Origin of the sequence: Lelliottia sp. 489, assembly GCF_050435885.1 — a bacterium.
GTDB lineage: Bacteria > Pseudomonadota > Gammaproteobacteria > Enterobacterales > Enterobacteriaceae > Enterobacter > Enterobacter nimipressuralis.
Genome location: NZ_JBNDLC010000003.1, coordinates 158956 through 181139, shown reverse-complemented (window position 1 = coordinate 181139; position 22184 = coordinate 158956). Strand labels below are relative to the sequence as shown.

The window sequence follows — 22184 nt, the reverse complement described above, 5'->3', positions numbered from 1 at the left end:
TTATGGACCAAAAACGACTTACCCACCTGCGGCAACTTGAAGCGGAAAGCATCCATATTATCCGCGAGGTGGCTGCCGAATTTTCGAACCCGGTGATGATGTACTCGATCGGGAAAGATTCCAGCGTCATGCTGCATCTGGCGCGTAAAGCGTTTTATCCGGGCACTTTGCCGTTCCCGCTGCTGCACGTGGATACCGGCTGGAAGTTCCGCGAAATGTACGAGTTCCGCGACCGTACCGCCAAAGCCTACGGCTGCGAGCTGCTGGTACACAAAAACCCGGAAGGGGTGGCGATGGGCATCAATCCGTTCGTCCACGGCAGCGCGAAACACACGGATATCATGAAAACCGAAGGGCTGAAGCAGGCTCTGAACAAATACGGTTTTGATGCGGCCTTCGGCGGCGCGCGCCGTGACGAAGAGAAATCCCGCGCCAAAGAGCGTATCTATTCTTTCCGCGACCGCTTCCATCGCTGGGACCCGAAAAACCAGCGCCCGGAGCTGTGGCACAACTACAACGGCCAGATTAATAAAGGCGAAAGCATCCGCGTCTTCCCGCTCTCCAACTGGACCGAGCTGGATATCTGGCAGTATATCTATCTGGAAAATATCGAAATCGTTCCGCTGTATCTGGCGGCAGAGCGTCCGGTGCTGGAACGCGACGGGATGCTGATGATGATCGACGACGATCGTATCGATTTGCAGCCGGGCGAAGTGATCAAAAAACAGATGGTCCGCTTCCGTACGCTGGGCTGCTGGCCGTTGACGGGCGCTGTGGAATCAAACGCGCAGACGCTGCCGGAGATCATCGAAGAGATGCTGGTCTCCACCACCAGTGAGCGACAGGGGCGCATGATTGACCGCGACCAGGCAGGCTCAATGGAGCTGAAGAAACGTCAGGGTTATTTCTAAGGAGCCGCCATGAACACCACTATTGCACAACAAATTGCTGATGAAGGCGGCGTGGAAGCTTACCTGCACGCCCAGCAGCACAAAAGCCTGCTGCGCTTTCTGACCTGCGGCAGCGTCGATGACGGAAAAAGTACCCTGATTGGCCGACTGCTGCATGACACGCGTCAGATTTACGAAGACCAGCTCTCCTCCCTGCACAATGACAGCAAACGTCACGGCACCCAGGGCGAAAAACTCGATCTGGCGCTGCTGGTGGATGGCCTGCAGGCTGAACGCGAGCAGGGGATTACCATCGACGTGGCATACCGCTATTTCTCTACCGAAAAGCGCAAATTTATCATCGCCGACACCCCAGGGCATGAGCAGTACACCCGTAACATGGCCACGGGCGCCTCGACCTGTGAGCTGGCGATCCTGCTGATGGACGCACGCAAAGGCGTGCTCGATCAGACCCGTCGCCACAGCTTTATCTCCACGCTGCTCGGCATCAAACACCTGGTGGTGGCAGTCAACAAAATGGATCTGGTGAATTTCAGCGAAGAAAAATTCGAGGAGATCCGCCAGAGCTATCTGACTTTCGCCGCGCAGCTGCCGGGCAATCTGGATATTCGCTTTGTGCCGCTCTCCGCACTGGAGGGCGATAACGTGGCCTTCCAGAGCGTGAACATGCCGTGGTACAGCGGCCCGACGTTGCTGGAAGTGCTGGAAACCGTCGAAATTCAACGCCCCGTGGAAAGCCAACCGATGCGCTTCCCGGTGCAATATGTCAACCGTCCAAACCTCGATTTCCGTGGCTTCTCCGGGACGATTGCCTCCGGCGTGGTGAAGGTTGGCCAGCGCGTGAAAGCGCTGCCGTCCGGTGTGGAATCGACCATTGCCCGTATTGTCACCTTCGACGGCGATTTGCCGGAAGCGGGCGCGGGCGAAGCGGTGACACTGGTACTGAAGGACGAGATTGATATTAGCCGCGGTGATTTGCTGCTGGATGCGCATGAGAGCGTGCCGGCCGTGCAAAGCGCCTCCCTGGACGTGGTGTGGATGGCGGAGCAACCGCTGACAGCGGGCCAAAGCTATGACATCAAAATCGCGGGCAAGAAAACCCGTGCGCGCGTCGATAGCATTCACTATCAGGTGGACATCAACAATCTGGCGCAGCATCAGGTTTCAGAATTGCCGCTGAACGGTATTGGTCTGGTGGATCTCACTTTTGATGAGCCGCTGGTGCTCGACAAATATCAGCAAAACCCAGTGACGGGCGGCCTGATCTTTATCGACAGACTGACTAACGTCACCGTGGGTGCCGGGATGGTGCGCGAGCCGCACGAGCAGGCAACCGCAGCGCCTTCTGAATTCAGCGCCTTTGAGCTGGAGCTGAACGCGCTGGTTCGCAAACACTTCCCGCACTGGGGCGCACGCGATTTGCTGGGAGGAAAATAATGGCGCAGCACGATGAGAACGTCGTCTGGCATCCTCATCCGGTAACGGTTGCCGCGCGCGAACAACTCCACGGTCATCGTGGGGTTGTGCTGTGGTTTACCGGGCTGTCTGGCTCCGGTAAATCCACCGTGGCCGGGGCGCTGGAAGAGGCGCTGCATCAGCAGGGGGTCAGTACCTATCTGCTCGATGGCGACAACGTGCGCCACGGCCTGTGCAGCGATTTGGGATTTAGCGATGACGATCGTAAAGAGAACATTCGCCGCGTAGGGGAAGTGGCGAGCCTGATGGCTGATGCAGGGCTGGTCGTATTAACCGCCTTTATCTCGCCACATCGCGCCGAGCGACAGATGGTGCGCGAGCGCGTGGGTCACGAGCGGTTTATCGAAGTGTTTGTCGATACGCCGCTTGAGGTGTGCGAAGCGCGCGATCCGAAAGGGCTTTATAAAAAGGCCCGTGCGGGTGAGCTGCGTAATTTCACCGGCATTGACTCGGTTTACGAAGCCCCTGAATCACCAGAGATTCACCTGGAAGGTCAACAATTGGTAACAAATTTAGTAGGCCAATTATTAGACCTGCTCAGACAGGGCGATATTATCAGATCCTGAGACGGTATCGAACGGATAGCTCGCTGCCCGTAAGATGTGTCATGGTCACAGGATCTGCTATGCGTAACAGTGAGAATTACATTATCACCACGTCGGACACCGTATCGACTGATGACGACACGACCTGGTCACTTCCTGGGGCCGTGGTCGGCTTCGTCTCGTGGTTGCTGGCGCTCGGCATCCCGTTTCTGATCTATGGCCGCAATACGCTGTTTTTCTTCCTCTACACCTGGCCTTTCTTTCTCGCGCTGATGCCCGTCGCGGTTGTGGTTGGCATTGCGCTGCACTCGCTGCTGAATGGCCGCCTGTTCTACAGCACCATTATCACCATTGCCACCGTGGTCATCATTTTCGGCCTGCTGTTTTTATGGCTGATGGGCTAACTTGCGACATAATTAAAACCCCAGAGTAGAGTCGAACGGAAAGTTATGGGATGATGATGCCGTTTTTCAGGGGGCTGGATGGGTAAATTAACACTGCTGTTGCTGGCTTTGCTGGTCTGGCTACAGTATTCGCTGTGGTTCGGTAAGAACGGTCTTCACGACTACAGTCGCGTCAATGATGACGTCACGGCACAGCAGGCAACAAACGCAAAACTCAAAGCGCGAAACGATCAACTCTTTGCCGAAATTGACGACCTCAATGGCGGGCAAGAGGCGATTGAGGAACGCGCACGCAACGAACTCAGTATGACTAAGCCGGGCGAAACTTTTTATCGTCTGGTGCCGGATGCGTCTAAACGCAGTCAGGGCTCAGCACAAAACAATCGATAATCAGGCCCAGGATTACGACATGGCAGTGACTTTTTCGGATGTATGCGCTGTGGTACCGGCAGCAGGTTTCGGTCGGCGCATGCAAACAGAGTGTCCTAAGCAGTACCTTTCCATTGGCGATAAAACGATCCTTGAACACTCCGTCGCGGCGCTGCTGGCGCATCCACGGGTGACGCGCGTCGTGATCGCCATCAGTCCGGGCGATGCCCGTTTTGCCGATCTACCGCTGGCAAATCACCCACAGATTACCGTCGTTGATGGTGGCACAGAGCGCGCCGACTCCGTTCTTGCAGGCCTTCGCGCGGCGGGTGATGCCGAGTGGGTGCTGGTGCACGACGCTGCACGCCCCTGCCTGCATCAGGACGATCTGGCCCGTCTGCTTAAGCTCAGCGAAACCAGCGCCACGGGTGGCATTCTGGCCTCGCCCGTGCGCGACACCATGAAGCGCGCAGAGCCGGGCGTGCAAACTATCGCCCATACCGTTGAGCGCGTCGATTTATGGCACGCGCTGACCCCCCAGTTTTTCCCCCGCGAACTGCTCAAAAGCTGTTTAACCCGCGCGCTCGATGAAGGCGCCACCATCACCGACGAAGCGTCGGCGCTGGAGTATTGCGGTTTTCACCCTGAGCTGATTGAGGGGCGCGCTGATAATATAAAAGTGACGCGCCCGGAAGACTTACAGCTCGCGGAATTTTATCTTACCCGTACGATCCCTCAGGAGAAGGCATAATGCGAATTGGACACGGTTTTGACGTACACGCCTTTGGCGGCGTTGGCCCGATTATCATTGGCGGCGTACGCATTCCCTTCGAGAAGGGCTTACTCGCACACTCTGATGGCGATGTTGCGCTGCATGCCTTAACCGATGCTTTGCTCGGCGCGGCGGCGCTGGGCGATATCGGTAAACTGTTCCCGGACACCGATCCGGCGTTTAAAGGCGCGGACAGCCGCGAGCTGCTGCGTGAAGCCTGGCGCCGGATTCAGGCGAAGGGCTATACCCTCGGTAATGTCGATGTGACGATCATCGCTCAGGCGCCAAAAATGCTGCCGCACATTCCGCAGATGCGCGTTTTTATCGCTGAAGATCTCGGCTGCCATATGGATGACGTTAACGTCAAAGCGACCACCACCGAGAAGCTCGGCTTTACCGGTCGCGGCGAAGGTATCGCCTGTGAGGCTGTGGCGCTGCTGGTGAAGGCGGCCAAATGATCGACTTTGCTAACCTGACGTATCTGCACGGCAAACCACAGGGAAATGGCCTGCTGAAAGCCAGCCCAGAAGATTTCGTGGTCGTGGAAGATCTCGGCTTTGAGCCGGACGGCGAAGGCGAGCATATTCTGGTGCGTATTCTGAAAAACGGCTGCAACACCCGTTTTGTGGCCGATGCGCTGGCAAAATTCCTCAAGATTCATGCCCGTGAAGTGAGCTTTGCGGGGCAAAAAGACAAACATGCGGTCACAGAACAGTGGCTGTGCGCGCGCGTGCCGGGCAATGCGATGCCTGATTTAAGCAAATTTGAGCTTGAAGGCTGTAAAGTGCTGGAGTACGCCCGCCACAAGCGCAAGCTGCGCCTGGGGGCGCTTCAGGGCAATACGTTTACTCTTGTGCTGCGTGAAGTCACAGACCGTGATGACGTCGAAAAACGTCTGACGGCCATTAACGAGCAGGGCGTGCCGAACTATTTCGGTACCCAGCGTTTCGGGATTGGCGGCAGCAATTTGCAGGGTGCGCTGCGCTGGGCGCAGAGCAATGCCCCGGTTCGCGACAGGAATAAACGCAGTTTTTGGTTGTCGGCAGCCCGCAGTGCGTTGTTTAATCAGATTGTGAGCGAACGACTGAAAAAAACGGACGCGAATCAAGTTGTTGTCGGCGATGCGCTACAATTAGCGGGACGCGGCAGTTGGTTTGTCGCCACAAGCGATGAAATGGCCGATCTGCAGGCACGCGTCGAGAATAAAACGCTGCTGATTACCGCCGCGCTGCCTGGCTCGGGAGAGTGGGGAACGCAGGGCGACGCGCTGGTCGCGGAGCAGGCGGCGGTTGCAGAGGCGACAGAATTACAATCATTGCTGGTGCGGGAGAAAGTTGAAGCGGCACGCCGCGCGATGCTGCTCTATCCGCAGCAGCTAAGCTGGAACTGGTGGGATGACGTAACCGTAGAGTTACGTTTCTGGCTGCCGGCAGGGAGCTTTGCCACCAGTGTTGTCAGGGAACTAATCAATACGTCGGGTGACTATGCGAATATTGCTGAGTAACGATGATGGGATCCATGCGCCTGGAATTCAGACGCTGGCTAAACACCTTCGCGAGTTTGCCGAGGTGCAGGTTGTTGCTCCCGATCGTAACCGCAGCGGTGCCTCCAACTCATTAACGCTGGAGTCGTCCCTTCGCACTTTTACCTATGAAAACGGCGATATCGCGGTGCAGATGGGGACGCCAACGGACTGCGTTTTCCTCGGCGTGAACGCACTGATGCGCCCGCGCCCGGACGTGGTGGTTTCAGGCATCAACGCTGGCCCAAACTTGGGCGATGACGTGATCTACTCCGGAACGGTTGCGGCAGCGATGGAGGGGCGTCATCTCGGGTTCCCGGCGCTGGCGGTCTCGCTCAATGGTTACACCCATTACGATACGGCCGCTGCCGTCACCTGTTCGATCCTGCGCGCCCTCAGCCGTGAGCCGCTGCGCACCGGTCGCATTCTGAATATCAACGTGCCGGATCTGCCTCTTGCCGAGATCAAAGGTATTCGCGTGACGCGCTGTGGCAGTCGCCATCCAGCCGATCAGGTGATCCCTCAGCAAGATCCGCGCGGAAATACGCTTTACTGGATTGGTCCTCCTGGCGAGCAGTGCGATGCCGGGCCAGATACGGACTTTGCGGCGGTGGATGCAGGCTATGTGTCCGTTACGCCGCTGCACGTAGATTTAACCGCCTATAACGCGCAAGATGTGGTCTCAGGCTGGCTGGAACGTGCCGGGGTGAACACACAATGGTAAGTAAACGTGTACAAGCTCTTCTGACTCAATTACGCACTCAGGGCATCACCGACGAGCGTGTGCTTGAGGCAATCTCACAGGTTCCGCGTGAGAAATTTGTGGATGAGGCGTTTGAACACAAAGCGTGGGAAAACGTCGCTTTGCCGATCGGGCAAGGGCAGACGATTTCACAGCCGTATATGGTTGCGCGTATGACGGAGCTGCTGGAGCTGACGCCGGAATCCCGGGTGCTGGAAATCGGCACCGGTTCAGGGTATCAGACGGCGATTCTGGCCCATCTCGTCCATCATGTCTGCTCCGTCGAGCGGATCAAAGGCTTGCAGTGGCACGCCCGTCGTCGCCTTAAACAGCTTGATTTACATAACGTTTCAACTCGTCATGGCGATGGCTGGCAGGGCTGGCAGGCCCGCGCGCCGTTTGATGCCATTATCGTGACGGCAGCACCGCTTGAGATCCCGGCCGCGCTTCTGGCGCAGCTTGACGATGGCGGTATTCTCGTTTTGCCGGTGGGCGATGAACAACAGCTTCTGAAGCGTGTTTGTCGACGGGGCGGCGAGTTCATTATCGATACCGTCGAAGCCGTGCGTTTTGTGCCTCTTGTTAAGGGAGAGCTTGCCTGATACTCGGAATTTTCCAGGGTTATTCGGAAAAATTCAGCGTATGGTGTGGCGCAAAAGGTTCGAGCCATCACGGTTAATTTTAAGTCACTGGTAGTTAACACATTCCTGGGGGATAAATGAGCGCGGGAAGCCCGAAATTCACCATCAGCCGTGTCGCGGCATTGTCATTGGTTTCGCTTTGGCTGGCAGGTTGCACGAGTTCTAATAACCCCCCTGCGCCCGTGAGCTCAGTCGGCGGGAGCAGCAATTCGGGGAATACTTCCGGTGGAATGCTGATTACGCCTCCGCCTAAAATGGGCACTGCGGCACCGCAGCAAACTCCGCAGATCCAGCCTGTTCAAACGCCGATCACGCAGCCAACTCAGATTCAGCCAGTGCAACAACCTGTGCAGACCGAGAATGGCCGCATAGTCTATAACCGCAAGTATGGGAACATTCCTAAAGGAAGTTATACGGGCGGCAGCACCTACACCGTAAAACGTGGCGACACGCTGTTCTATATCGCGTGGATCACCGGGAACGATTTCCGTGACCTCGCCCAGCGAAACAACGTACAAGCCCCGTATGGCCTGGAAGTCGGCCAGACGCTGCAGGTCGGTAATGCGACCGGTACGCCGCTGACCCCAGGCAACTCTGTTTCAGCCGCGGATGTCACCGCGCAAAACAATAGTGTGAAACCTGCGCAAAATACCAGCGCGGTGGTTGCTTCACAACCAACAATTACGTATTCTGAAGACTCAGGTGAACAGAGTGCTAACAAAATGTTGCCGAATAATAAGCCGTCTGCGACTGTCGTCACAGCACCGGTTACGGCACCTGTGGTTAGCTCTTCCGTACCGACTGCCAGCAGTCAAACCGCCAGTGCGCCAATTTCAACCTGGCGCTGGCCGACTGATGGCAAGGTTATCGAGAACTTCTCTTCCTCCGAGGGGGGAAACAAAGGGATCGATATCGCAGGAAGTAAGGGACAGGCAATCATCGCGACCGCAGATGGACGCGTTGTATATGCCGGTAACGCTCTGCGCGGTTACGGTAATCTTATTATCATCAAACATAACGATGATTACCTGAGTGCCTACGCCCATAACGATACAATGCTGGTCCGGGAACAACAAGAAATCAAGGCGGGGCAAAAAATCGCTACCATGGGTAGCACCGGCACCAGTTCTACACGCTTGCATTTTGAAATTCGTTACAAGGGGAAATCCGTAAACCCGCTGCAATATTTACCGCAGCGATAATTTGACGGGACATACCACTTCAGGGTGTCTCGTTCAGGGATCACGGGTAGGAGCCACCTTATGAGTCAGAATACGCTGAAAGTTCATGATTTAAATGAAGATGCGGAATTTGATGAGAACGGAGCCGAGTCTTTTGATGAGAAAGCCTTGGTTGAAGAGGAACCCAGTGATAACGATTTAGCTGAAGAAGAGCTGTTATCGCAGGGCGCCACACAGCGTGTGCTTGACGCGACTCAGCTTTACCTTGGGGAGATTGGTTATTCCCCACTGTTAACGGCCGAAGAAGAAGTCTATTTCGCGCGTCGCGCATTGCGTGGAGATGTAGCCTCACGCCGCCGCATGATCGAAAGTAACCTGCGTCTGGTGGTGAAAATTGCTCGTCGTTACAGCAATCGTGGTCTGGCACTGCTGGATCTGATTGAAGAGGGCAACCTGGGCCTGATCCGCGCCGTTGAGAAGTTTGACCCAGAACGTGGGTTCCGTTTCTCTACGTACGCGACCTGGTGGATTCGTCAGACTATCGAACGGGCGATTATGAATCAAACCCGTACGATCCGCCTGCCGATTCACATCGTCAAAGAGTTGAACGTCTATCTGCGTACTGCACGTGAGTTGTCCCATAAACTGGACCACGAGCCAAGTGCGGAAGAGATTGCCGAGCAGCTCGATAAACCGGTTGATGACGTAAGCCGTATGCTGCGTCTTAACGAGCGCATTACCTCCGTCGACACCCCGCTGGGTGGCGATTCCGAAAAAGCGCTGCTGGACATCCTGGCCGATGAAAAAGACAATGGCCCGGAAGACACCACGCAAGACGATGATATGAAACAGAGCATCGTCAAATGGCTGTTCGAACTGAACGCCAAACAGCGTGAAGTGCTGGCACGTCGTTTCGGTCTGCTGGGGTATGAAGCTGCGACACTGGAAGATGTTGGCCGTGAGATTGGCCTGACTCGTGAACGTGTTCGTCAGATTCAGGTAGAAGGTTTGCGTCGCCTGCGTGAAATCCTGCAGGGACAAGGGCTGAATATCGAAGCGCTGTTCCGCGAATAAGCACCTTTTCATCAAAAAAGGCCCGTCGAGAGACGGGCCTTTTTCTTTTCTAAGGTTCGACTGTTTCGTGAAGATGGCGCCAGAGAACGCTATCCCCTTGTTGACGTAATACCACGGTTGACCATCGTAGGGTCGTTAGCGCTGAAGGCTGACGTTGTACTTCGCGATAACGTAGCACTGCGCCATCCGGCCACGCCTCCAGCACGTCCATGCTGTCGACTAGAATCGAAAGCCCCGGACGGCTGCCGCGCTGTGCCAGAAAGAACGCGCTCAGGGCAGGATAATCCAGGCATGCCCCGGTCGGTGTCACCATGGTAAATCCCTCGCAGAAATGCGCCATTAGCGCGTCGTGATCGCCTTCGCCTTTGCCGAGCCAGTTTTCGATGGCAATGTGCGCGTCGATAATTTCATCTTTAAACAGATTCATGATGGTTCCTTATGAAGGTGGATAAGTACCTGCTGGTTGTTCAGGCGGATCGCGCTAAACAGCGGTACAAGCGTGATGAGGCCTGCAAGAATGAATGTCCCGTGCCAGGCCTGAAGAGGGGTGAAAATCTGTTGCAGAGTGCTCAACATCACGGCCAGCAGCGTAGCCCCCAGAAGGAAACTCAGCTGGCGATTGATATTCCACAGCGCGCTGGCATCCGGCATCTCGTCAAAGGCCACGTTAAGAAAAGCGGTGCTTTGTGCGGTGCTGCTGCACAGACTGCCCCCAGCCCCCATCAGTACGAAGAGGGCGATGATGATGTATTCAGGGGTTGTCGCCGAGACCACTGATAAACCCGCGATTCCCGCCGCCTGCAGCAGACAGCCGGTGATTATCAACGGGCGTGGGCCAAGACGGTTGAAATATTTGCCGGTGGTGGAAATGGCGATAAACGAGGCGAGCGACCAGGGGAGCATCAGCGCACCCGTTGCCGCCGGGGTCATCTTCACCACACTCTGCAGATAAAACAGGCCGACCACGTTCACGCCAATGAAAATCCCCGGTACGCATAAATAGATCAGCATCGCGAAGCGCAGCAGCGGGTCGGACAGCAGCGGCAAATGCAGTAAACGAGCAGGCCCTGATGGCGTGGTGTCGTTTTTGAGCCACAGACAGGCCAGCAGCAGCGTGACGACCGCAAGCGGCAGCGGTGCAAAAAAGATCCATCGCCAGCTAAAGAACTGAATAAGCACTCCCCCCAGCGCCGGCGCACTCGCGGGAGCGAGCAGGGCGACCAGCATCACTGCTGTCGATAATCCGGCCCGCTCGTGGGGTTTAAACTGTTGCCACGCCAGGGCCTGCCCAACCGGGATCAGCAGACCACCGCCCGCTCCCTGAAGCACCCGCCAGAAGATAAGATGGCTCAGTGACTCCGCCAGCCCGGCGGCGGACGCCGCAGCACAGAACAGGGTCAGGGAGAGAATAAAAAGGCGCTTTGCGCCAATCCTGCGGGTGATAAGGGCGCTAAAAGGGATGACCAGCGTCATGCCAGCTATGTAGCCATTACTGACCCATGCCAGCGCAGGGGCGGATGAGTTTAGCTCCACCGCCATCGCCGGGAAGGCGACGCTGGCGATAAACATATTGATAAGGTCGAGAAAAAAGCCCAGCAGAAACACGATGGCGACTTTATGGCGATACGTCATGATTTACCCTCTGTTAAGGAGCGGTAATGTATCTGCCAGAAAGCGTGGGATAAACGGCATCGCTGGCGATATACTGTCAAAATAATTTTGACAGTAATGGCGCTCAGCAATGCTCAATCTACAACGAATGACGATTTTCGTGGCGGTGGTGGATACCGGCAGTTTTACCGCGGCGGCCACAACGCTTGGGCAAACCAAAGCCGTTGTCAGTTTTAATATTCGCCAGCTGGAGAATGAGCTGGGCGTAACGTTACTCCTGCGCTCTACGCGTAGAATCACCCTCACGGAAGCGGGCGCGCTCTTTTATCAGCGTGGCGTCGAGCTGTTAAAAGCGGCGGAGAATTTGCAGGATGAAGTCAGGGCCAGCCACGTTGGGCTGAGCGGTGAGCTACGAATCACCTCCACGCCGGAGTACGGTGCGCAGGTGATTATCCCGGTTCTGGCGGAGTTCAGTCGGCTTCATCCGGATTTACGGATACGCCACGTTGCGTCGTCGCATCATGCCGATTTGATTGCAGAGCGTTTTGACGTCGCCATTCGACTGGGGACGCTGGCCGACTCTCGCTATCACGCTGCGCAGATTTCGCGTTTCACGATTTTGCCCGTGGCCGCCCCTGAATGGTTCTCTACACACCCGGTTGATTCGCTGGACGCCCTGGCGCAGGCCGAGTGGCTGATTCACGACCGCCTTCCTGCGCCATTACGCTGGCAGGTGACGGATGCCTTTGGAAAAAAAGCGCTGTTAGAGATCACGCGCCCTGCGCGGCTGTTTGCCGACAGCGCCCAGGCGCTGATGGCCTTTGCGCTCGCGGGAGCGGGCGTGGCATTGCTGCCAGAATGGCTGGTAAAAAGCGCACTGGAAAAGGGGCGGCTGATACACGTCTTACCCGACTACACCTTTGCGCAGCAGGGCATTTACGCGGTCTATCCCGATGCGCAGCATGTCTCGGCTAAGGTGCGCGTGTTTATCGACTATCTGCGCACCCGAGCCGGTTAATGCTGCCTGAGATAATTCACGCCAGATTCTTCAGGCGATAGATCCACTCCAGCGCCTGACGCGGCGTCAGAGAGTCTGGATCGAGATTCTCCAGCGCTTCGAGCGCCGGTGAGGTCTCTTCTGCCAGCGTCAGCAACGACATCTGTGAGCCGTCAATCTGCGTCGCAGCAGCGTTCGGCGACAGGCTTTCCAGCTCGCGGAGTTTCTGGCGCGCGCGTTTAATCACCTCTTTTGGCACGCCCGCCAGCGCGGCAACCGCCAGGCCGTAGCTCTTGCTGGCCGCTCCGTCCTGCACCGTATGCATGAAAGCGATGGTATCGCCGTGCTCAAGCGCATCCAGATGAACGTTGGCGACACCCTCCATTTTCTCTGGCAGTTGCGTCAGTTCAAAGTAGTGCGTCGCAAACAGAGTCAGGGCTTTGATCTTATTCGCCAGACTTTCAGCGCACGCCCATGCAAGGGAAAGACCATCGTAGGTAGAGGTACCGCGACCGATCTCATCCATCAGCACCAGGCTGTTTTCCGTCGCATTGTGCAGAATGTTAGCGGTTTCGGTCATCTCGACCATGAAGGTCGAGCGGCCACTGGCCAGATCGTCCGCCGCCCCCACGCGGGTGAAGATGCGATCGATAGGACCAATCTCCACGCTCTGCGCCGGAACATAGCTGCCGATATAAGCCAGCAGGGCGATAAGCGCAGTCTGACGCATATAGGTACTTTTACCGCCCATGTTCGGGCCGGTGATGATCAGCATGCGACGCTGGGCGGAGAGGTTCAGCGGGTTGGCGATAAACGGCTCGTTGAGCACCTGCTCAACCACCGGATGACGCCCTTCGGCAATGCGTATACCTGGTTTTTCGCTGAATGTTGGACAGGTGTAATTGAGCGTATCAGCGCGTTCTGCCAGGTTCACCAGCACATCCAGCTCGGCGAGCGCGCTTGCGCTCAACTGCATATCAGCCAAGTGCGGAAGAAGGGTGTCGAACAGCTCTTCATAAAGCTGCTTTTCCAATGCCAGGGCTTTGCCTTTGGAGGTGAGAACTTTGTCTTCGTACTCTTTCAGCTCTGGAATAATGTAGCGTTCGGCATTTTTCAACGTCTGGCGACGAACGTAGTGAATCGGCGCCATGTGACTCTGTCCACGGCTGATTTGAATGTAATAGCCGTGAATCGCGTTGTAGCCGACTTTCAGGGTATCCAGGCCCAGACGTTCGCGCTCGCGGATCTCAAGCTTATCCAGATAATCAGTGGCCCCGTCTGCCAGGGCACGCCATTCGTCCAGCTCTTCGTTGTAACCCGGGGCAATCACACCGCCGTCGCGAACCAGCACCGGGGGCGCTTCCACAACCGCGCGCTCCAGCAGTTCGCGCAGCTCGGTAAATTCACCCATGCTTTCGCGCAGCTTTTGCACCGGCGCGCTGTCGACTTCCGCCAGCTGCGCGCGCAGTTCAGGCAACTGCTGGAAGGCGTGGCGCATACGGGCCAGATCGCGCGGACGCGCAGTACGCAGCGCGAGACGGGCCAGAATACGCTCCAGATCGCCTACCTGGCGCAGCACGGGCTGTAATTCTGTAAAGCGGTCCTGCAGCGCGCCAATGGTCTGCTGGCGGCTTTTCAGCACTGCCGTATCGCGCACCGGCATATGCAGCCAGCGTTTAAGCATACGGCTGCCCATCGGCGTGACAGTACTGTCGAGCACCGCCGCGAGCGTGTTTTCAACCCCACCGGCCAGATTCTGAGTGATCTCCAGATTACGGCGCGTAGCGGCATCCATGATGATGCTGTCCTGCTGACGCTCCATGGTAATTGAGCGAATGTGCGGCAGGGTGGTGCGCTGCGTGTCTTTCACGTACTGCAGCAGGCAGCCTGCAGCGCAGAGACCGCGCGGGGCGTTCTCTACACCAAAACCAATCAGGTCGCGGGTGCCAAACTGCAGGTTTAACTGCTGGCGAGCCGTGTCAATTTCGAACTCCCACAGCGGTCGACGGCGCAGACCACGACGCCCTTCAATCAGGGCCATCTCGGCGAAATCTTCGGCGTAAAGCAGTTCCGCCGGATTGGTGCGCTGCAGCTCTGCCGCCATGGTTTCACGGTCGGCGGGTTCGCTCAGGCGAAAACGCCCGGAGCTAATATCCAGCGTGGCGTATCCGTAGCCTTTGCTGTCCTGCCAGATGGCGGCGAGCAGGTTATCCTGACGCTCCTGCAACAGCGCTTCGTCGCTGATGGTACCCGGCGTAACGATGCGCACAACCTTGCGCTCAACGGGGCCTTTGGAGGTCGCCGGATCGCCTATCTGTTCGCAGATGGCAACGGACTCACCCTGATTCACCAGCTTCGCCAGATAGTTTTCCACTGCATGATGCGGGATCCCGGCCATCGGGATCGGTTCACCTGCTGACGCGCCACGTTTGGTCAGAGAGATGTCGAGCAGCTGCGACGCCCGTTTGGCATCGTCATAGAAAAGCTCGTAAAAGTCGCCCATACGATAAAACAGCAGAATTTCCGGATGCTGAGCTTTCAGCTTCAGGTACTGCTGCATCATCGGGGTATGCGCGGTTAAATTGTCGATTGTGCTCATGGAGTTATGATATCCATTTCTTTGAAATTGTTGCGTTTTGAGCGACCCACAGCTCGTTAATTCCCTCTATTGTCGCATGAAAAAATGGCGTGGCGCAGTAAAAAGTCGCGAGTTTACGCCGCCGCTTCATCCATCAGCTCAATGAGCAATTTCCCGTGTTCGACCCTCACCCGCACCTGTGAATTTGTTTTAAATCCTGCCTGTTCCAGCCAGTCGCCTTTCAGGCTGAGGGCGGGGTGTACGCTGTAGCGCTTCGGAATTTTGGTCTTCCGATCTTCGTGACGCTTTCTGAAGTAGCCCACTTTAAGATGGCGATGGGGTTGAGCAATGATCATGTCAGACATAAAAACTCCCTTAACAGCGGCCAGGATGGCTTTAGATTTACCTGTATAAAATACCAGTGAAATGCGCCGGGAGTCGGTTTAAAACTGGAAGCGGCCTTCAGAAAATGAAATGCAAATGATGAAATCGGGCTGAAACAGGGGATATAAAAATGTATTATAAATGCACTTTATTAACCGGTAACGTGACATGTCAGGAAAACGCCTCTCCCGCGAAAAAGAGACTATCGGGAAAATGATTGCCCTGTATGAACAGCAATGCCCGGCGGCCACACATGAGGCAGGGCATTATCAGGCGCTGAAAGCCTATGCGGAAAAACGTCTGGATAAATGCGTGTTTGGTGAAGAGAAGCCCGCCTGCAAGCAGTGCCCGGTTCATTGCTACCAGCCCGCAAAACGCGAAGAGATGAAGCAGATTATGCGTTGGGCAGGGCCGCGAATGCTGTGGCGTCACCCGATTTTGACGATTCGTCATCTGATTGACGATCGCCGCCCGGTGCCAGAGCTGCCAGAAAAATATCGTCCGAAGACGTGATGCCGTGCCGGGCACGGCATATCGCGTCTAGACCAGCATATCCTTTTCAATACCCAGCCGTTTCATGCGTGAAAGCAGCGTGGTGCGCTTCAGCCCCAGGCGCTGCGCGGCACCTTTCGGCCCGGCGACCACGCCGTTGGTCTCTTTTAGAATGCGGACTATCAGCTGGTATTCGTCCTCACCCTCCTGCGGAAGTTCTGCCGCAGGCAGCGGATTTTCTGCAACCATCAGCTCCGGCAGAGAGAGCTGTAACACGTTACCGCGCGTTAACAGCACCGCCCGCTCAATAACGTTTTCCAGCTCACGGACGTTGCCCGGCCACTCCATCGCGGAGAGCGTGCGCAGGGTTTCCGCCGGAATACTGTCGATATTGCGCCCCATCCGGCGGGCGATTTTGGCGGTAAAGGCTTTAACCAGCAGCGGAATGTCGTCCGGACGTTCGCGCAGGGGAGGCAGGCAAATCGGGAACACGTTCAGGCGATAGTAGAGATCGTTACGGAACTCGCGATCGGCAACCATCTTTTTCAGATCGCGGTTAGTGGCGGCGATCAGGCGCACGTCGGTCTGGATCAGTTTGTTGCTGCCGAGGCGTTCGAACTCCTGCTCCTGCAGCACGCGCAGCAGTTTTGGCTGCAACTCCAGCGGCATATCGCCCACTTCATCGAGGAACAGCGAGCTTTTATCGGCCAGCTCAAAACGACCGATGCGCTGGGTACTTGCGCCCGTAAACGCCCCGCGTTCGTGACCAAACAGATCGCTCTCGAGCAGTCCTGCCGGCATCGCCGCGCAGTTCATTTTCACCATTCGGCGGCTGTTGCGGTTGCTCAGATTGTGGATCGCGCGGGCGATCAGCTCTTTACCGGTGCCGGTTTCGCCGAGGATTAGCACCGTGCTGTCGCTCTGGGCCACCATCTCCACCTGCTTGAGCACGCTGAACATCGCGTCGCTGCGGCCAATGATCTCGCCGAATTCGCTGTCGACATTGTTCAGCTGTTCCGTCAGAGCCAGGTTCTCATCCACCAGCCGCTCTTTCAGACGGTGAATCTCCTGATACGCCAGCGCATTATCGAGGGCGATGGCGATGCGCTCGGCAATCTGGCGCAGCAGCTTTAAGTTGGTGGTGGTAAAGATGTGCTCTTCACACTGGGCCAGTTTCAGTACGCCGAGCATGGTGTTGCCAGACATTAGCGGCAGCAGGCACAGGGTCTGGATCTGGTTGCCCCAGGAGTTAAACAGCATTCGCTCGTAGGGGGCCAGCTCGTCGCGCTCGCTCAGGTTGAGCAGCAGCATCTCTTTGTTTTTAAACACCTGTTCGGACAAGGTTCCGGCTTCGTCAACTTCGCTCTGCTCATGGGCCGGATTAGTTTCATCCAGATAGTGGGTGGAATGAATCGTCAGTTTGCCCTTGCGATGACCCCGCAGCACGATGCTGATGGCGTCTATTTTGAAGTAGTGATGGATCTCTTTGGCGACTTCGCTCACCAGCTCGTCCATGTCCAGCCGGGAGAGCACCGCATTGGTAATGGCGACCAGAATGCGGAAGTTATCACGCTCGCGGCTCAGCAGATCGTAGTCGACATTATCCGTGACCCGGCTGTGGATCTGCTCCGCCACCACGCTGACAATTTGCGTAAAGGTATGCAGGCGCTCGTACTCTGCCTCGCTCCAGGGCTGATCGGCGTTACGGATAAACTCACAGCCGCCGAAGATACGCCCATCCACCGCCAGTGGCAGCAGGCTGTAATGACCGAAGGGCGCATACAGCGGGCTTTCAGCAAGCCGTGGCCAGGCCTGGCGAAACTCGTCGAAATTGCAGTGCAGGGCGTCCGGGCGCGACAGAATACGACGCACCGGGCCGTGCGCCAGCACCGTTTCATCTTCATATTCGACAGGCTTGCCGTTATCGCGCGTAGCATAGTAGCTGGCGCGATGACTGGTGCTGTTCCAGAGCACAATCGCGGCGCTGTCTGCGAGGGCAGACTGCCTGACCAGCCGTGTGAGGGCATCGCTCAGTGAACCCAGGTCGGGCTGCTGTAAAAGTGTACGCGTAATATCAAACAGCCCTTGCTGTCCAAGATCGCTCATCGGTGTATACGACATATCGCTTCCAAAGAAACTGGCAAAAAAAGAGAAACAGTGCTGACCGCTTTTCGCGCGGTTCTAGCAAATTCGGGGTAACGGTTCTGAGTGTGGTAAATCCAGTGTGCGCTTGATGCCATACAGGCCGGTCAGTCGCACCCCTTTGCGCTCCACCACCTCCCCAACGATCGCGGCGTTCTGCCCCAGCGGATGGCTGCGCAGCTGTGCCAGTATGTTTTCGGCTGCGCTGCGTTCAACGCCAATCAGCAGTTTGCCTTCGTTGGCAAAGTTTAGCGGATCCAGGCCAAGCAGTTCGCACAGCCCGCGCACCGCCGGTTTGACGGGCAGTTGGCTTTCTACCAGCTCAATGCCGCAACCGCTGGCGGCGGCGAACTCGTGAGCCACCGCATTTACGCCGCCGCGCGTGGCATCGCGCAGGGCTTTAACGCCTGCGCAGTTGCGCAAAGTCTGGATAAGCGGCGTCAGCACCGCGCAGTCGCTGCGCAGTTCGCCGTCCAGCCCCAGCCCTTCGCGCAGATTCAGGATCGTCGCGCCGTGACAGCCCAGCGTGCCGCTCACCAGCAGCACATCACCGACGGTAAGCTGCTGCGCCCCCCAGTGGATCTCCGCCGGGATCGCGCCCATGCCTGCGGTATTGATAAACAGTTTGTCTGCCGCACCGCGCTGCACCACTTTGGTATCGCCGGTGACAATCGCAATACCTGCGTCGCGCGCGGTCTGCGCCATGCTGTTGACGACGGTGGTTAACGTTTCCATCGGCAGGCCCTCTTCGAGGATAAAGCCGCAGGAGAGATAGCGGGGGATTGCCCCGCTTACCGCCACATCATTCGCCGTGCCACACACCGCCAGCTTGCCGATATCACCGCCGGGGAAAAACAGCGGGTCGATGACGTAGCTGTCGGTGGAAAACGCCAGCCGGTCGCCCTGCGCGGTGAGGGAAGAGAGCGCGATACGCGCCTGATCTTCCTGCTCGGCCAGCCAGGGATTATCGAAGGCTGCCATAAACAGCTGGCCAATCAGCTGCTGCATCGCCTGGCCGCCGCTGCCGTGGGCCATTTCCACCGTCTTCATGCTTCACACTCCTGATTGCGGTACTGATACCACGCGGCGCAGGCCCCTTCGGACGAAACCATCAGCGCGCCAAACGCTGTTTGCGGATTACAGGTGTTGCCAAATAACGGGCATTGATGCGGTTTGCATTTGCCGGTTAACACCGCCCCACAGCGGGCTCGGGGATCGTCGCACACCTGCTGCGGCTGCGGGCGGAAATGCGCTTCGGCGTCGAATGCCTGATACGCGGCGGTCAGATGCACGCCGGACTGCGCGATCAAACCTAGCCCGCGCCATTCACTGTCGCCTTCGACGCTAAATACTTCGGCGATGACCTGCTGCGCCAGCCGGTTGCCCGCATCGGGGACCACGCGGCGGTACTGATTTTCTACCGAACTCAGGGCTGCTATTTTCTGCTCAACCAGCATGTTCACGCCTTGTAGTAGATCAAGTGGTTCGAATCCAGCCACCACTAATGGGCGATGATACTCTGCGGCGATAAACCCATAGGCCTCGGTGCCTATCACCATGCTGACGTGGCCCGGCGCCAGAAACGCATCGATCCCGTTGTCGGGTTCGTCCAGCAGGCTTCGCAGAGTCGGGATAAGCGTAATGTGCTGACAAAAAAAGAAAAAATTGGTCAGATTCTGCTTTTTTGCTTGCTGTAGGGTGATGGCCGTGGCGGGCATGGTGGTTTCAAACCCCAGGCCGAAAAAGACCACTTTGCGTGCCGGATTCTCTGCCGCCAGCTTCAGGGCATCCATCGGCGAGTAGACGATACGCACATCCGCGCCGTGTGCGCGGGCCTGCATCAGCGAACCGTTTTTCCCCGGTACGCGCATCGCGTCGCCAAAGGTGCAAAAAATGACGTCCGGCTGGCGGGCAATCTCAATGCAGCTATCGATGCGGCCCATCGGCAGCACGCACACCGGACAGCCAGGACCGTGGATAAATTCGATGTTATCGGGCAGGAGCTGATCGAGACCGAATTTAAAGATCGCATGGGTGTGGCCGCCGCACACTTCCATGATGCGCAGCGGGCGCTCTGCGGTGTAATCCAGCCGCGCAGCGCGCGTTTTCAGGTGTGCGATAAGCTGCATCACCTGTTCCGGCGCGCGATATTCATCAACGTAGCGCATGATTTATCGCTCCTCGCCAAACAGCAGGGCGCCGACGTCTGGCTCCACTTCAAACATATTTTGCAGCGCCGCCAGGGTGTCACGGGCCTCGGTTTCGTTAATCACGCTCATGGCAAAACCGACGTGCACCAGAACCCACTGGCCGAGGCGCGAGGCACCGTTTTCGTCAACCGCGCCCACCAGCGTTAAATCGACATCGCGCAGTATGCCGCAGACGTCCACTTTGGCCTGATTACCGTCGATATCGCGGATTTGTCCCGGAACGCCTATGCACATCGTTCGTTCTCCAGCCAGGCCAGCCAGCTCTCCATGCCGTCCCCCTTGGTGGCGGAAACCAGCAAAATTTCAATCTCCGGGTTCACTTCCCGGGCAAAGGCCAGGCACTTCTCAACGTCAAAATTGAGATACGGCAGCAGGTCAACTTTGTTAAGCAACATCAGCGAGGCGGCGGCAAACATATGCGGATATTTCAGCGGCTTGTCCTCGCCCTCTGTCACCGACAGCACCGCCACTTTATGCCGTTCGCCGAGATCAAAACTGGCCGGGCAGACCAGATTGCCGACGTTTTCGATAAACAGAATGCCGTTATCGGCAAGAGGCAGACGCGGCGCGGCGTCGGCAATCATCTGCGCATCCAGATGACAGCCTTTGCCCGTATTCACCTGAATGGCCGGGGTGCCGGTTTCACGAATGCGCGCCGCATCATTAACGGTCTGTTGATCGCCTTCGATTACCGCGCAGGAGACGCGGTGATTCAGACGTTTAAGGGTTTCCGTCAGCAGCGTGGTTTTACCGGAACCGGGGCTGGACACCAGGTTCAGCACTAATTGCTGGCGAGCGGCGAAACGCGCACGGTTGCGGGCGGCGAGCTGGTTGTTCTTATCCAGCACGTTGATTTCGACCTCCAGCATTTTGCGCTGGCTCATGCCCGGCGCATGCGTGCCCGCTTCACCGTGGCCGTAGTGCAGATCGCCCGCGTCAGACTGTTTCGGGGCAAAAGTGATGCCGGTCAGCGCCGCCACTTTGCGCGGCGCGGGAGAGAAGGGTGCGGAGCGAAACGCGGAGTGGGGGCGATGCTCATCCCCTTCGATATACAGGTTGCCTTCGGCGCAACCGCAGGTACTACACATGATTTACTCCTGGTCTATTTCGAGGCGCTGGATCTGCAAACCGTCGTCCGCGACGATGCGAAGCCCGGTGTTCTGACACTGCGGGCAGCTTCGCACTTTCGATGACAGCAACGTGACGTACTGCTGGCAGGTCTCGCACCAGCATTCGGCCTGCTGCTCTTCGAGATGCAGCTCGCAGCCTTCTGCCAGCGTGTCGCGACACACCAGCTCAAAGCAAAAGGTGAGGGCACCTGGCTCGACGCAGGAAAATGCCCCGACTTTGAGCCATACGCCGGTGACGCGTTTTGCGTGGTGCTGCTTCGCCTGCTGTTCGATAAGTTCCAGCGCTCGCTGGCAGAGGGTGATTTCGTGCATGACGCCTCCTCGGTGATTTGGGGCGGTGATGCAATAACGATGCCAGCCTGATTTAGGAAAGGGAGTGTCGATGACGGCGCTGACGAAATGACACGTCGACACATGCGTTTTGACAGTCTGTTTTATTTTTAAATCGTTAATTATCAGCAAGATAAAAACTGGCACAAAATCTGCTTAACAGCCGCTATCTCCATTAACCGGATACCTGAGATGACTATTTGGGAACTTAGCGAAAAAGCGGATTACATTGCGCAACGCCATCAACAATTACAGGAGCAGTGGCACCTCTACTGCAACTCACTGGTTCAGGGCATCACCCTGTCAAAAGCCCATCTGCACCACGCGATGAGCTGTGCGGCGCAAGAGGATTTGTGCTTCATCCTGTTCGGCCACTTTACGATTTACGTCACCCTGGCCGATGCCTTTAACAGCCACGTCATTGAGTATCACGTCGAGACCAAAGATGGCGACAGACAGCGGATTGCACAGGCGCAGCTGATGATCGACGGTATGGTTGACGGCCACGTTAGCACCCGCGATCGCCACCAGGTGCTTGAACACTATCTGGAAAAAATCGCGCCGGTTTACAACGGCCTCTATTCCGCGGTCGAGCACAATTTGCCGGTGAATCTGCAGTCGCTTACCAGCGAACCGCACACGGCCTGATGCTTGCGTGTCGAGATGTGTCGAT

25 protein-coding genes are annotated in these 22184 nt (G+C 56.9%); 15 read left to right on the top strand and 10 right to left on the bottom strand.

Annotated elements, in window-relative coordinates:
* The first annotated feature begins 2 nt into the window (after positions 1-2).
* From cysD to rpoS, 12 genes are all read left to right on the top strand, one after another.
* Complete coding sequence (gene cysD / locus ABIE11_RS12135; protein ID WP_095283121.1) at positions 3-911, top strand: sulfate adenylyltransferase subunit CysD; 909 nt, start codon at positions 3-5, stop codon at positions 909-911.
* 9 nt (positions 912-920) lie between these two features.
* Positions 921-2348, top strand: a complete 1428-nt coding sequence (cysN, locus tag ABIE11_RS12130; protein WP_429184580.1) for a sulfate adenylyltransferase subunit CysN — start codon at positions 921-923, stop codon at positions 2346-2348.
* On the top strand, positions 2348-2953 hold the full coding sequence (gene cysC / locus ABIE11_RS12125; RefSeq protein WP_107702938.1) for an adenylyl-sulfate kinase: 606 nt from the start codon (positions 2348-2350) through the stop codon (positions 2951-2953). Before cysN ends, cysC begins: the two co-directional genes overlap by 1 nt.
* 59 nt (positions 2954-3012) lie before the next feature.
* Positions 3013-3336: a DUF3561 family protein gene (locus tag ABIE11_RS12120; protein ID WP_100779134.1), complete on the top strand. Its 324-nt coding sequence runs from the start codon at positions 3013-3015 to the stop codon at positions 3334-3336.
* A gap of 78 nt (positions 3337-3414) precedes the next feature.
* Positions 3415-3726 carry a cell division protein FtsB gene (gene ftsB, locus ABIE11_RS12115; protein WP_100779135.1) on the top strand — a complete coding sequence of 104 codons (312 nt, stop codon included), beginning with the start codon at positions 3415-3417 and terminating at the stop codon, positions 3724-3726.
* A 19-nt stretch (positions 3727-3745) separates the two neighbouring features.
* Complete coding sequence (gene ispD / locus ABIE11_RS12110) at positions 3746-4456, top strand: 2-C-methyl-D-erythritol 4-phosphate cytidylyltransferase (RefSeq protein ID WP_429184579.1); 711 nt, start codon at positions 3746-3748, stop codon at positions 4454-4456.
* Complete coding sequence (ispF, locus tag ABIE11_RS12105; RefSeq protein ID WP_017457714.1) at positions 4456-4935, top strand: 2-C-methyl-D-erythritol 2,4-cyclodiphosphate synthase; 480 nt, start codon at positions 4456-4458, stop codon at positions 4933-4935. Before ispD ends, ispF begins: the two co-directional genes overlap by 1 nt.
* Positions 4932-5981 carry a tRNA pseudouridine(13) synthase TruD gene (gene truD / locus ABIE11_RS12100; protein ID WP_107702940.1) on the top strand — a complete coding sequence of 350 codons (1050 nt, stop codon included), beginning with the start codon at positions 4932-4934 and terminating at the stop codon, positions 5979-5981. Before ispF ends, truD begins: the two co-directional genes overlap by 4 nt.
* Positions 5962-6723: a 5'/3'-nucleotidase SurE gene (gene surE / locus ABIE11_RS12095; RefSeq protein WP_100779138.1), complete on the top strand. Its 762-nt coding sequence runs from the start codon at positions 5962-5964 to the stop codon at positions 6721-6723. The genes truD and surE overlap by 20 nt, the downstream gene beginning before the upstream one ends.
* Entirely contained in the window at positions 6717-7343 is a 627-nt protein-coding gene (locus ABIE11_RS12090; RefSeq protein WP_100779139.1) for a protein-L-isoaspartate(D-aspartate) O-methyltransferase, read from the top strand. The genes surE and ABIE11_RS12090 overlap by 7 nt, the downstream gene beginning before the upstream one ends.
* Positions 7344-7459: 116 nt before the next feature.
* Positions 7460-8584 (top strand): murein hydrolase activator NlpD, encoded by a 1125-nt coding sequence (gene nlpD / locus ABIE11_RS12085; protein ID WP_100779140.1) that lies wholly within the window; start codon positions 7460-7462, stop codon positions 8582-8584.
* Between the two features lie 60 nt (positions 8585-8644).
* A complete protein-coding gene (rpoS, locus tag ABIE11_RS12080; RefSeq protein WP_095283101.1) occupies positions 8645-9637 on the top strand; it encodes an RNA polymerase sigma factor RpoS in 993 nt (330 codons plus the stop codon).
* A 49-nt stretch (positions 9638-9686) separates the two neighbouring features.
* Here the strand turns inward: rpoS and ABIE11_RS12075 are convergent, their stop codons facing one another.
* Together ABIE11_RS12075 and ABIE11_RS12070 are read right to left on the bottom strand one after the other, a co-directional pair.
* The gene (locus tag ABIE11_RS12075) at positions 9687-10064 is read right to left on the bottom strand and encodes a DUF4440 domain-containing protein (protein ID WP_429184578.1); all 378 of its coding nucleotides are present in this window, start codon (positions 10062-10064) and stop codon (positions 9687-9689) included.
* A complete protein-coding gene (locus tag ABIE11_RS12070) occupies positions 10061-11269 on the bottom strand; it encodes an MFS transporter (RefSeq protein WP_409255789.1) in 1209 nt (402 codons plus the stop codon). The genes ABIE11_RS12075 and ABIE11_RS12070 overlap by 4 nt, the downstream gene beginning before the upstream one ends.
* 109 nt (positions 11270-11378) lie before the next feature.
* Here ABIE11_RS12070 and ABIE11_RS12065 point away from each other — a divergent pair, with 109 nt between their 5' ends.
* Complete coding sequence (locus ABIE11_RS12065; RefSeq protein ID WP_429184577.1) at positions 11379-12266, top strand: LysR substrate-binding domain-containing protein; 888 nt, start codon at positions 11379-11381, stop codon at positions 12264-12266.
* 16 nt (positions 12267-12282) lie between these two features.
* Here ABIE11_RS12065 and mutS read toward each other — a convergent pair whose 3' ends face one another.
* Together mutS and ABIE11_RS12055 are read right to left on the bottom strand one after the other, a co-directional pair.
* Complete coding sequence (mutS, locus tag ABIE11_RS12060) at positions 12283-14844, bottom strand: DNA mismatch repair protein MutS (RefSeq protein WP_429184576.1); 2562 nt, start codon at positions 14842-14844, stop codon at positions 12283-12285.
* Between the two features lie 113 nt (positions 14845-14957).
* Positions 14958-15188: a SymE family type I addiction module toxin gene (locus ABIE11_RS12055; protein ID WP_102105440.1), complete on the bottom strand. Its 231-nt coding sequence runs from the start codon at positions 15186-15188 to the stop codon at positions 14958-14960.
* Between the two features lie 187 nt (positions 15189-15375).
* Here ABIE11_RS12055 and ABIE11_RS12050 point away from each other — a divergent pair, with 187 nt between their 5' ends.
* Complete coding sequence (locus ABIE11_RS12050; RefSeq protein ID WP_100779146.1) at positions 15376-15720, top strand: nitrous oxide-stimulated promoter family protein; 345 nt, start codon at positions 15376-15378, stop codon at positions 15718-15720.
* A 27-nt stretch (positions 15721-15747) separates the two neighbouring features.
* Here the strand turns inward: ABIE11_RS12050 and flhA are convergent, their stop codons facing one another.
* The 6 genes from flhA to hypA are packed head-to-tail and all read right to left on the bottom strand — an operon-like array spanning position 15748 to position 21493.
* Positions 15748-17820 (bottom strand): formate hydrogenlyase transcriptional activator FlhA, encoded by a 2073-nt coding sequence (gene flhA, locus ABIE11_RS12045; RefSeq protein WP_429184575.1) that lies wholly within the window; start codon positions 17818-17820, stop codon positions 15748-15750.
* A gap of 60 nt (positions 17821-17880) precedes the next feature.
* A complete protein-coding gene (gene hypE / locus ABIE11_RS12040; protein ID WP_312156630.1) occupies positions 17881-18891 on the bottom strand; it encodes a hydrogenase expression/formation protein HypE in 1011 nt (336 codons plus the stop codon).
* On the bottom strand, positions 18888-20009 hold the full coding sequence (gene hypD / locus ABIE11_RS12035; RefSeq protein WP_429184574.1) for a hydrogenase formation protein HypD: 1122 nt from the start codon (positions 20007-20009) through the stop codon (positions 18888-18890). The genes hypE and hypD overlap by 4 nt, the downstream gene beginning before the upstream one ends.
* A 3-nt stretch (positions 20010-20012) precedes the next feature.
* Positions 20013-20285, bottom strand: coding sequence for a HypC/HybG/HupF family hydrogenase formation chaperone (locus ABIE11_RS12030; protein ID WP_429184573.1), 273 nt, complete (start codon positions 20283-20285; stop codon positions 20013-20015).
* Positions 20276-21139: a hydrogenase nickel incorporation protein HypB gene (gene hypB, locus ABIE11_RS12025; RefSeq protein ID WP_100779151.1), complete on the bottom strand. Its 864-nt coding sequence runs from the start codon at positions 21137-21139 to the stop codon at positions 20276-20278. The genes ABIE11_RS12030 and hypB overlap by 10 nt, the downstream gene beginning before the upstream one ends.
* Before the next feature lie 3 nt (positions 21140-21142).
* Entirely contained in the window at positions 21143-21493 is a 351-nt protein-coding gene (gene hypA / locus ABIE11_RS12020; protein ID WP_107702949.1) for a hydrogenase maturation nickel metallochaperone HypA, read from the bottom strand.
* Positions 21494-21703: 210 nt separating this feature from the next.
* On the opposite strand from hypA, the gene hycA reads away from it, so the two are divergent.
* The gene (hycA, locus tag ABIE11_RS12015) at positions 21704-22159 is read left to right on the top strand and encodes a formate hydrogenlyase regulator HycA (RefSeq protein WP_100779153.1); all 456 of its coding nucleotides are present in this window, start codon (positions 21704-21706) and stop codon (positions 22157-22159) included.
* Positions 22160-22184: the final 25 nt, after the last annotated feature.

What these genes read in the sequence shown, in the direction of transcription:
- ftsB (WP_100779135.1), top strand. Translation starts at nt 3,415, where the DNA reads ATGGGTAAATTAACACTGCTGTTGCTGGCTTTGCTGGTCTGGCTACAG.
- hypB (WP_100779151.1), bottom strand. Translation starts at nt 21,139, where the DNA reads ATGTGTAGTACCTGCGGTTGCGCCGAAGGCAACCTGTATATCGAAGGG.
- hycA (WP_100779153.1), top strand. Translation starts at nt 21,704, where the DNA reads ATGACTATTTGGGAACTTAGCGAAAAAGCGGATTACATTGCGCAACGC.
- cysC (WP_107702938.1), top strand. Translation starts at nt 2,348, where the DNA reads ATGGCGCAGCACGATGAGAACGTCGTCTGGCATCCTCATCCGGTAACG.
- ABIE11_RS12075 (WP_429184578.1), bottom strand. Translation starts at nt 10,064, where the DNA reads ATGAATCTGTTTAAAGATGAAATTATCGACGCGCACATTGCCATCGAA.
- hypD (WP_429184574.1), bottom strand. Translation starts at nt 20,009, where the DNA reads ATGCGCTACGTTGATGAATATCGCGCGCCGGAACAGGTGATGCAGCTT.
- nlpD (WP_100779140.1), top strand. Translation starts at nt 7,460, where the DNA reads ATGAGCGCGGGAAGCCCGAAATTCACCATCAGCCGTGTCGCGGCATTG.
- cysD (WP_095283121.1), top strand. Translation starts at nt 3, where the DNA reads ATGGACCAAAAACGACTTACCCACCTGCGGCAACTTGAAGCGGAAAGC.
- ABIE11_RS12090 (WP_100779139.1), top strand. Translation starts at nt 6,717, where the DNA reads ATGGTAAGTAAACGTGTACAAGCTCTTCTGACTCAATTACGCACTCAG.
- hypE (WP_312156630.1), bottom strand. Translation starts at nt 18,891, where the DNA reads ATGAAGACGGTGGAAATGGCCCACGGCAGCGGCGGCCAGGCGATGCAG.
- ABIE11_RS12120 (WP_100779134.1), top strand. Translation starts at nt 3,013, where the DNA reads ATGCGTAACAGTGAGAATTACATTATCACCACGTCGGACACCGTATCG.
- mutS (WP_429184576.1), bottom strand. Translation starts at nt 14,844, where the DNA reads ATGAGCACAATCGACAATTTAACCGCGCATACCCCGATGATGCAGCAG.
- ABIE11_RS12030 (WP_429184573.1), bottom strand. Translation starts at nt 20,285, where the DNA reads ATGTGCATAGGCGTTCCGGGACAAATCCGCGATATCGACGGTAATCAG.
- flhA (WP_429184575.1), bottom strand. Translation starts at nt 17,820, where the DNA reads ATGTCGTATACACCGATGAGCGATCTTGGACAGCAAGGGCTGTTTGAT.
- truD (WP_107702940.1), top strand. Translation starts at nt 4,932, where the DNA reads ATGATCGACTTTGCTAACCTGACGTATCTGCACGGCAAACCACAGGGA.
- cysN (WP_429184580.1), top strand. Translation starts at nt 921, where the DNA reads ATGAACACCACTATTGCACAACAAATTGCTGATGAAGGCGGCGTGGAA.
- surE (WP_100779138.1), top strand. Translation starts at nt 5,962, where the DNA reads ATGCGAATATTGCTGAGTAACGATGATGGGATCCATGCGCCTGGAATT.
- ispF (WP_017457714.1), top strand. Translation starts at nt 4,456, where the DNA reads ATGCGAATTGGACACGGTTTTGACGTACACGCCTTTGGCGGCGTTGGC.
- hypA (WP_107702949.1), bottom strand. Translation starts at nt 21,493, where the DNA reads ATGCACGAAATCACCCTCTGCCAGCGAGCGCTGGAACTTATCGAACAG.
- ABIE11_RS12070 (WP_409255789.1), bottom strand. Translation starts at nt 11,269, where the DNA reads ATGACGTATCGCCATAAAGTCGCCATCGTGTTTCTGCTGGGCTTTTTT.
- ABIE11_RS12055 (WP_102105440.1), bottom strand. Translation starts at nt 15,188, where the DNA reads ATGTCTGACATGATCATTGCTCAACCCCATCGCCATCTTAAAGTGGGC.
- ABIE11_RS12050 (WP_100779146.1), top strand. Translation starts at nt 15,376, where the DNA reads ATGTCAGGAAAACGCCTCTCCCGCGAAAAAGAGACTATCGGGAAAATG.
- ispD (WP_429184579.1), top strand. Translation starts at nt 3,746, where the DNA reads ATGGCAGTGACTTTTTCGGATGTATGCGCTGTGGTACCGGCAGCAGGT.
- rpoS (WP_095283101.1), top strand. Translation starts at nt 8,645, where the DNA reads ATGAGTCAGAATACGCTGAAAGTTCATGATTTAAATGAAGATGCGGAA.
- ABIE11_RS12065 (WP_429184577.1), top strand. Translation starts at nt 11,379, where the DNA reads ATGCTCAATCTACAACGAATGACGATTTTCGTGGCGGTGGTGGATACC.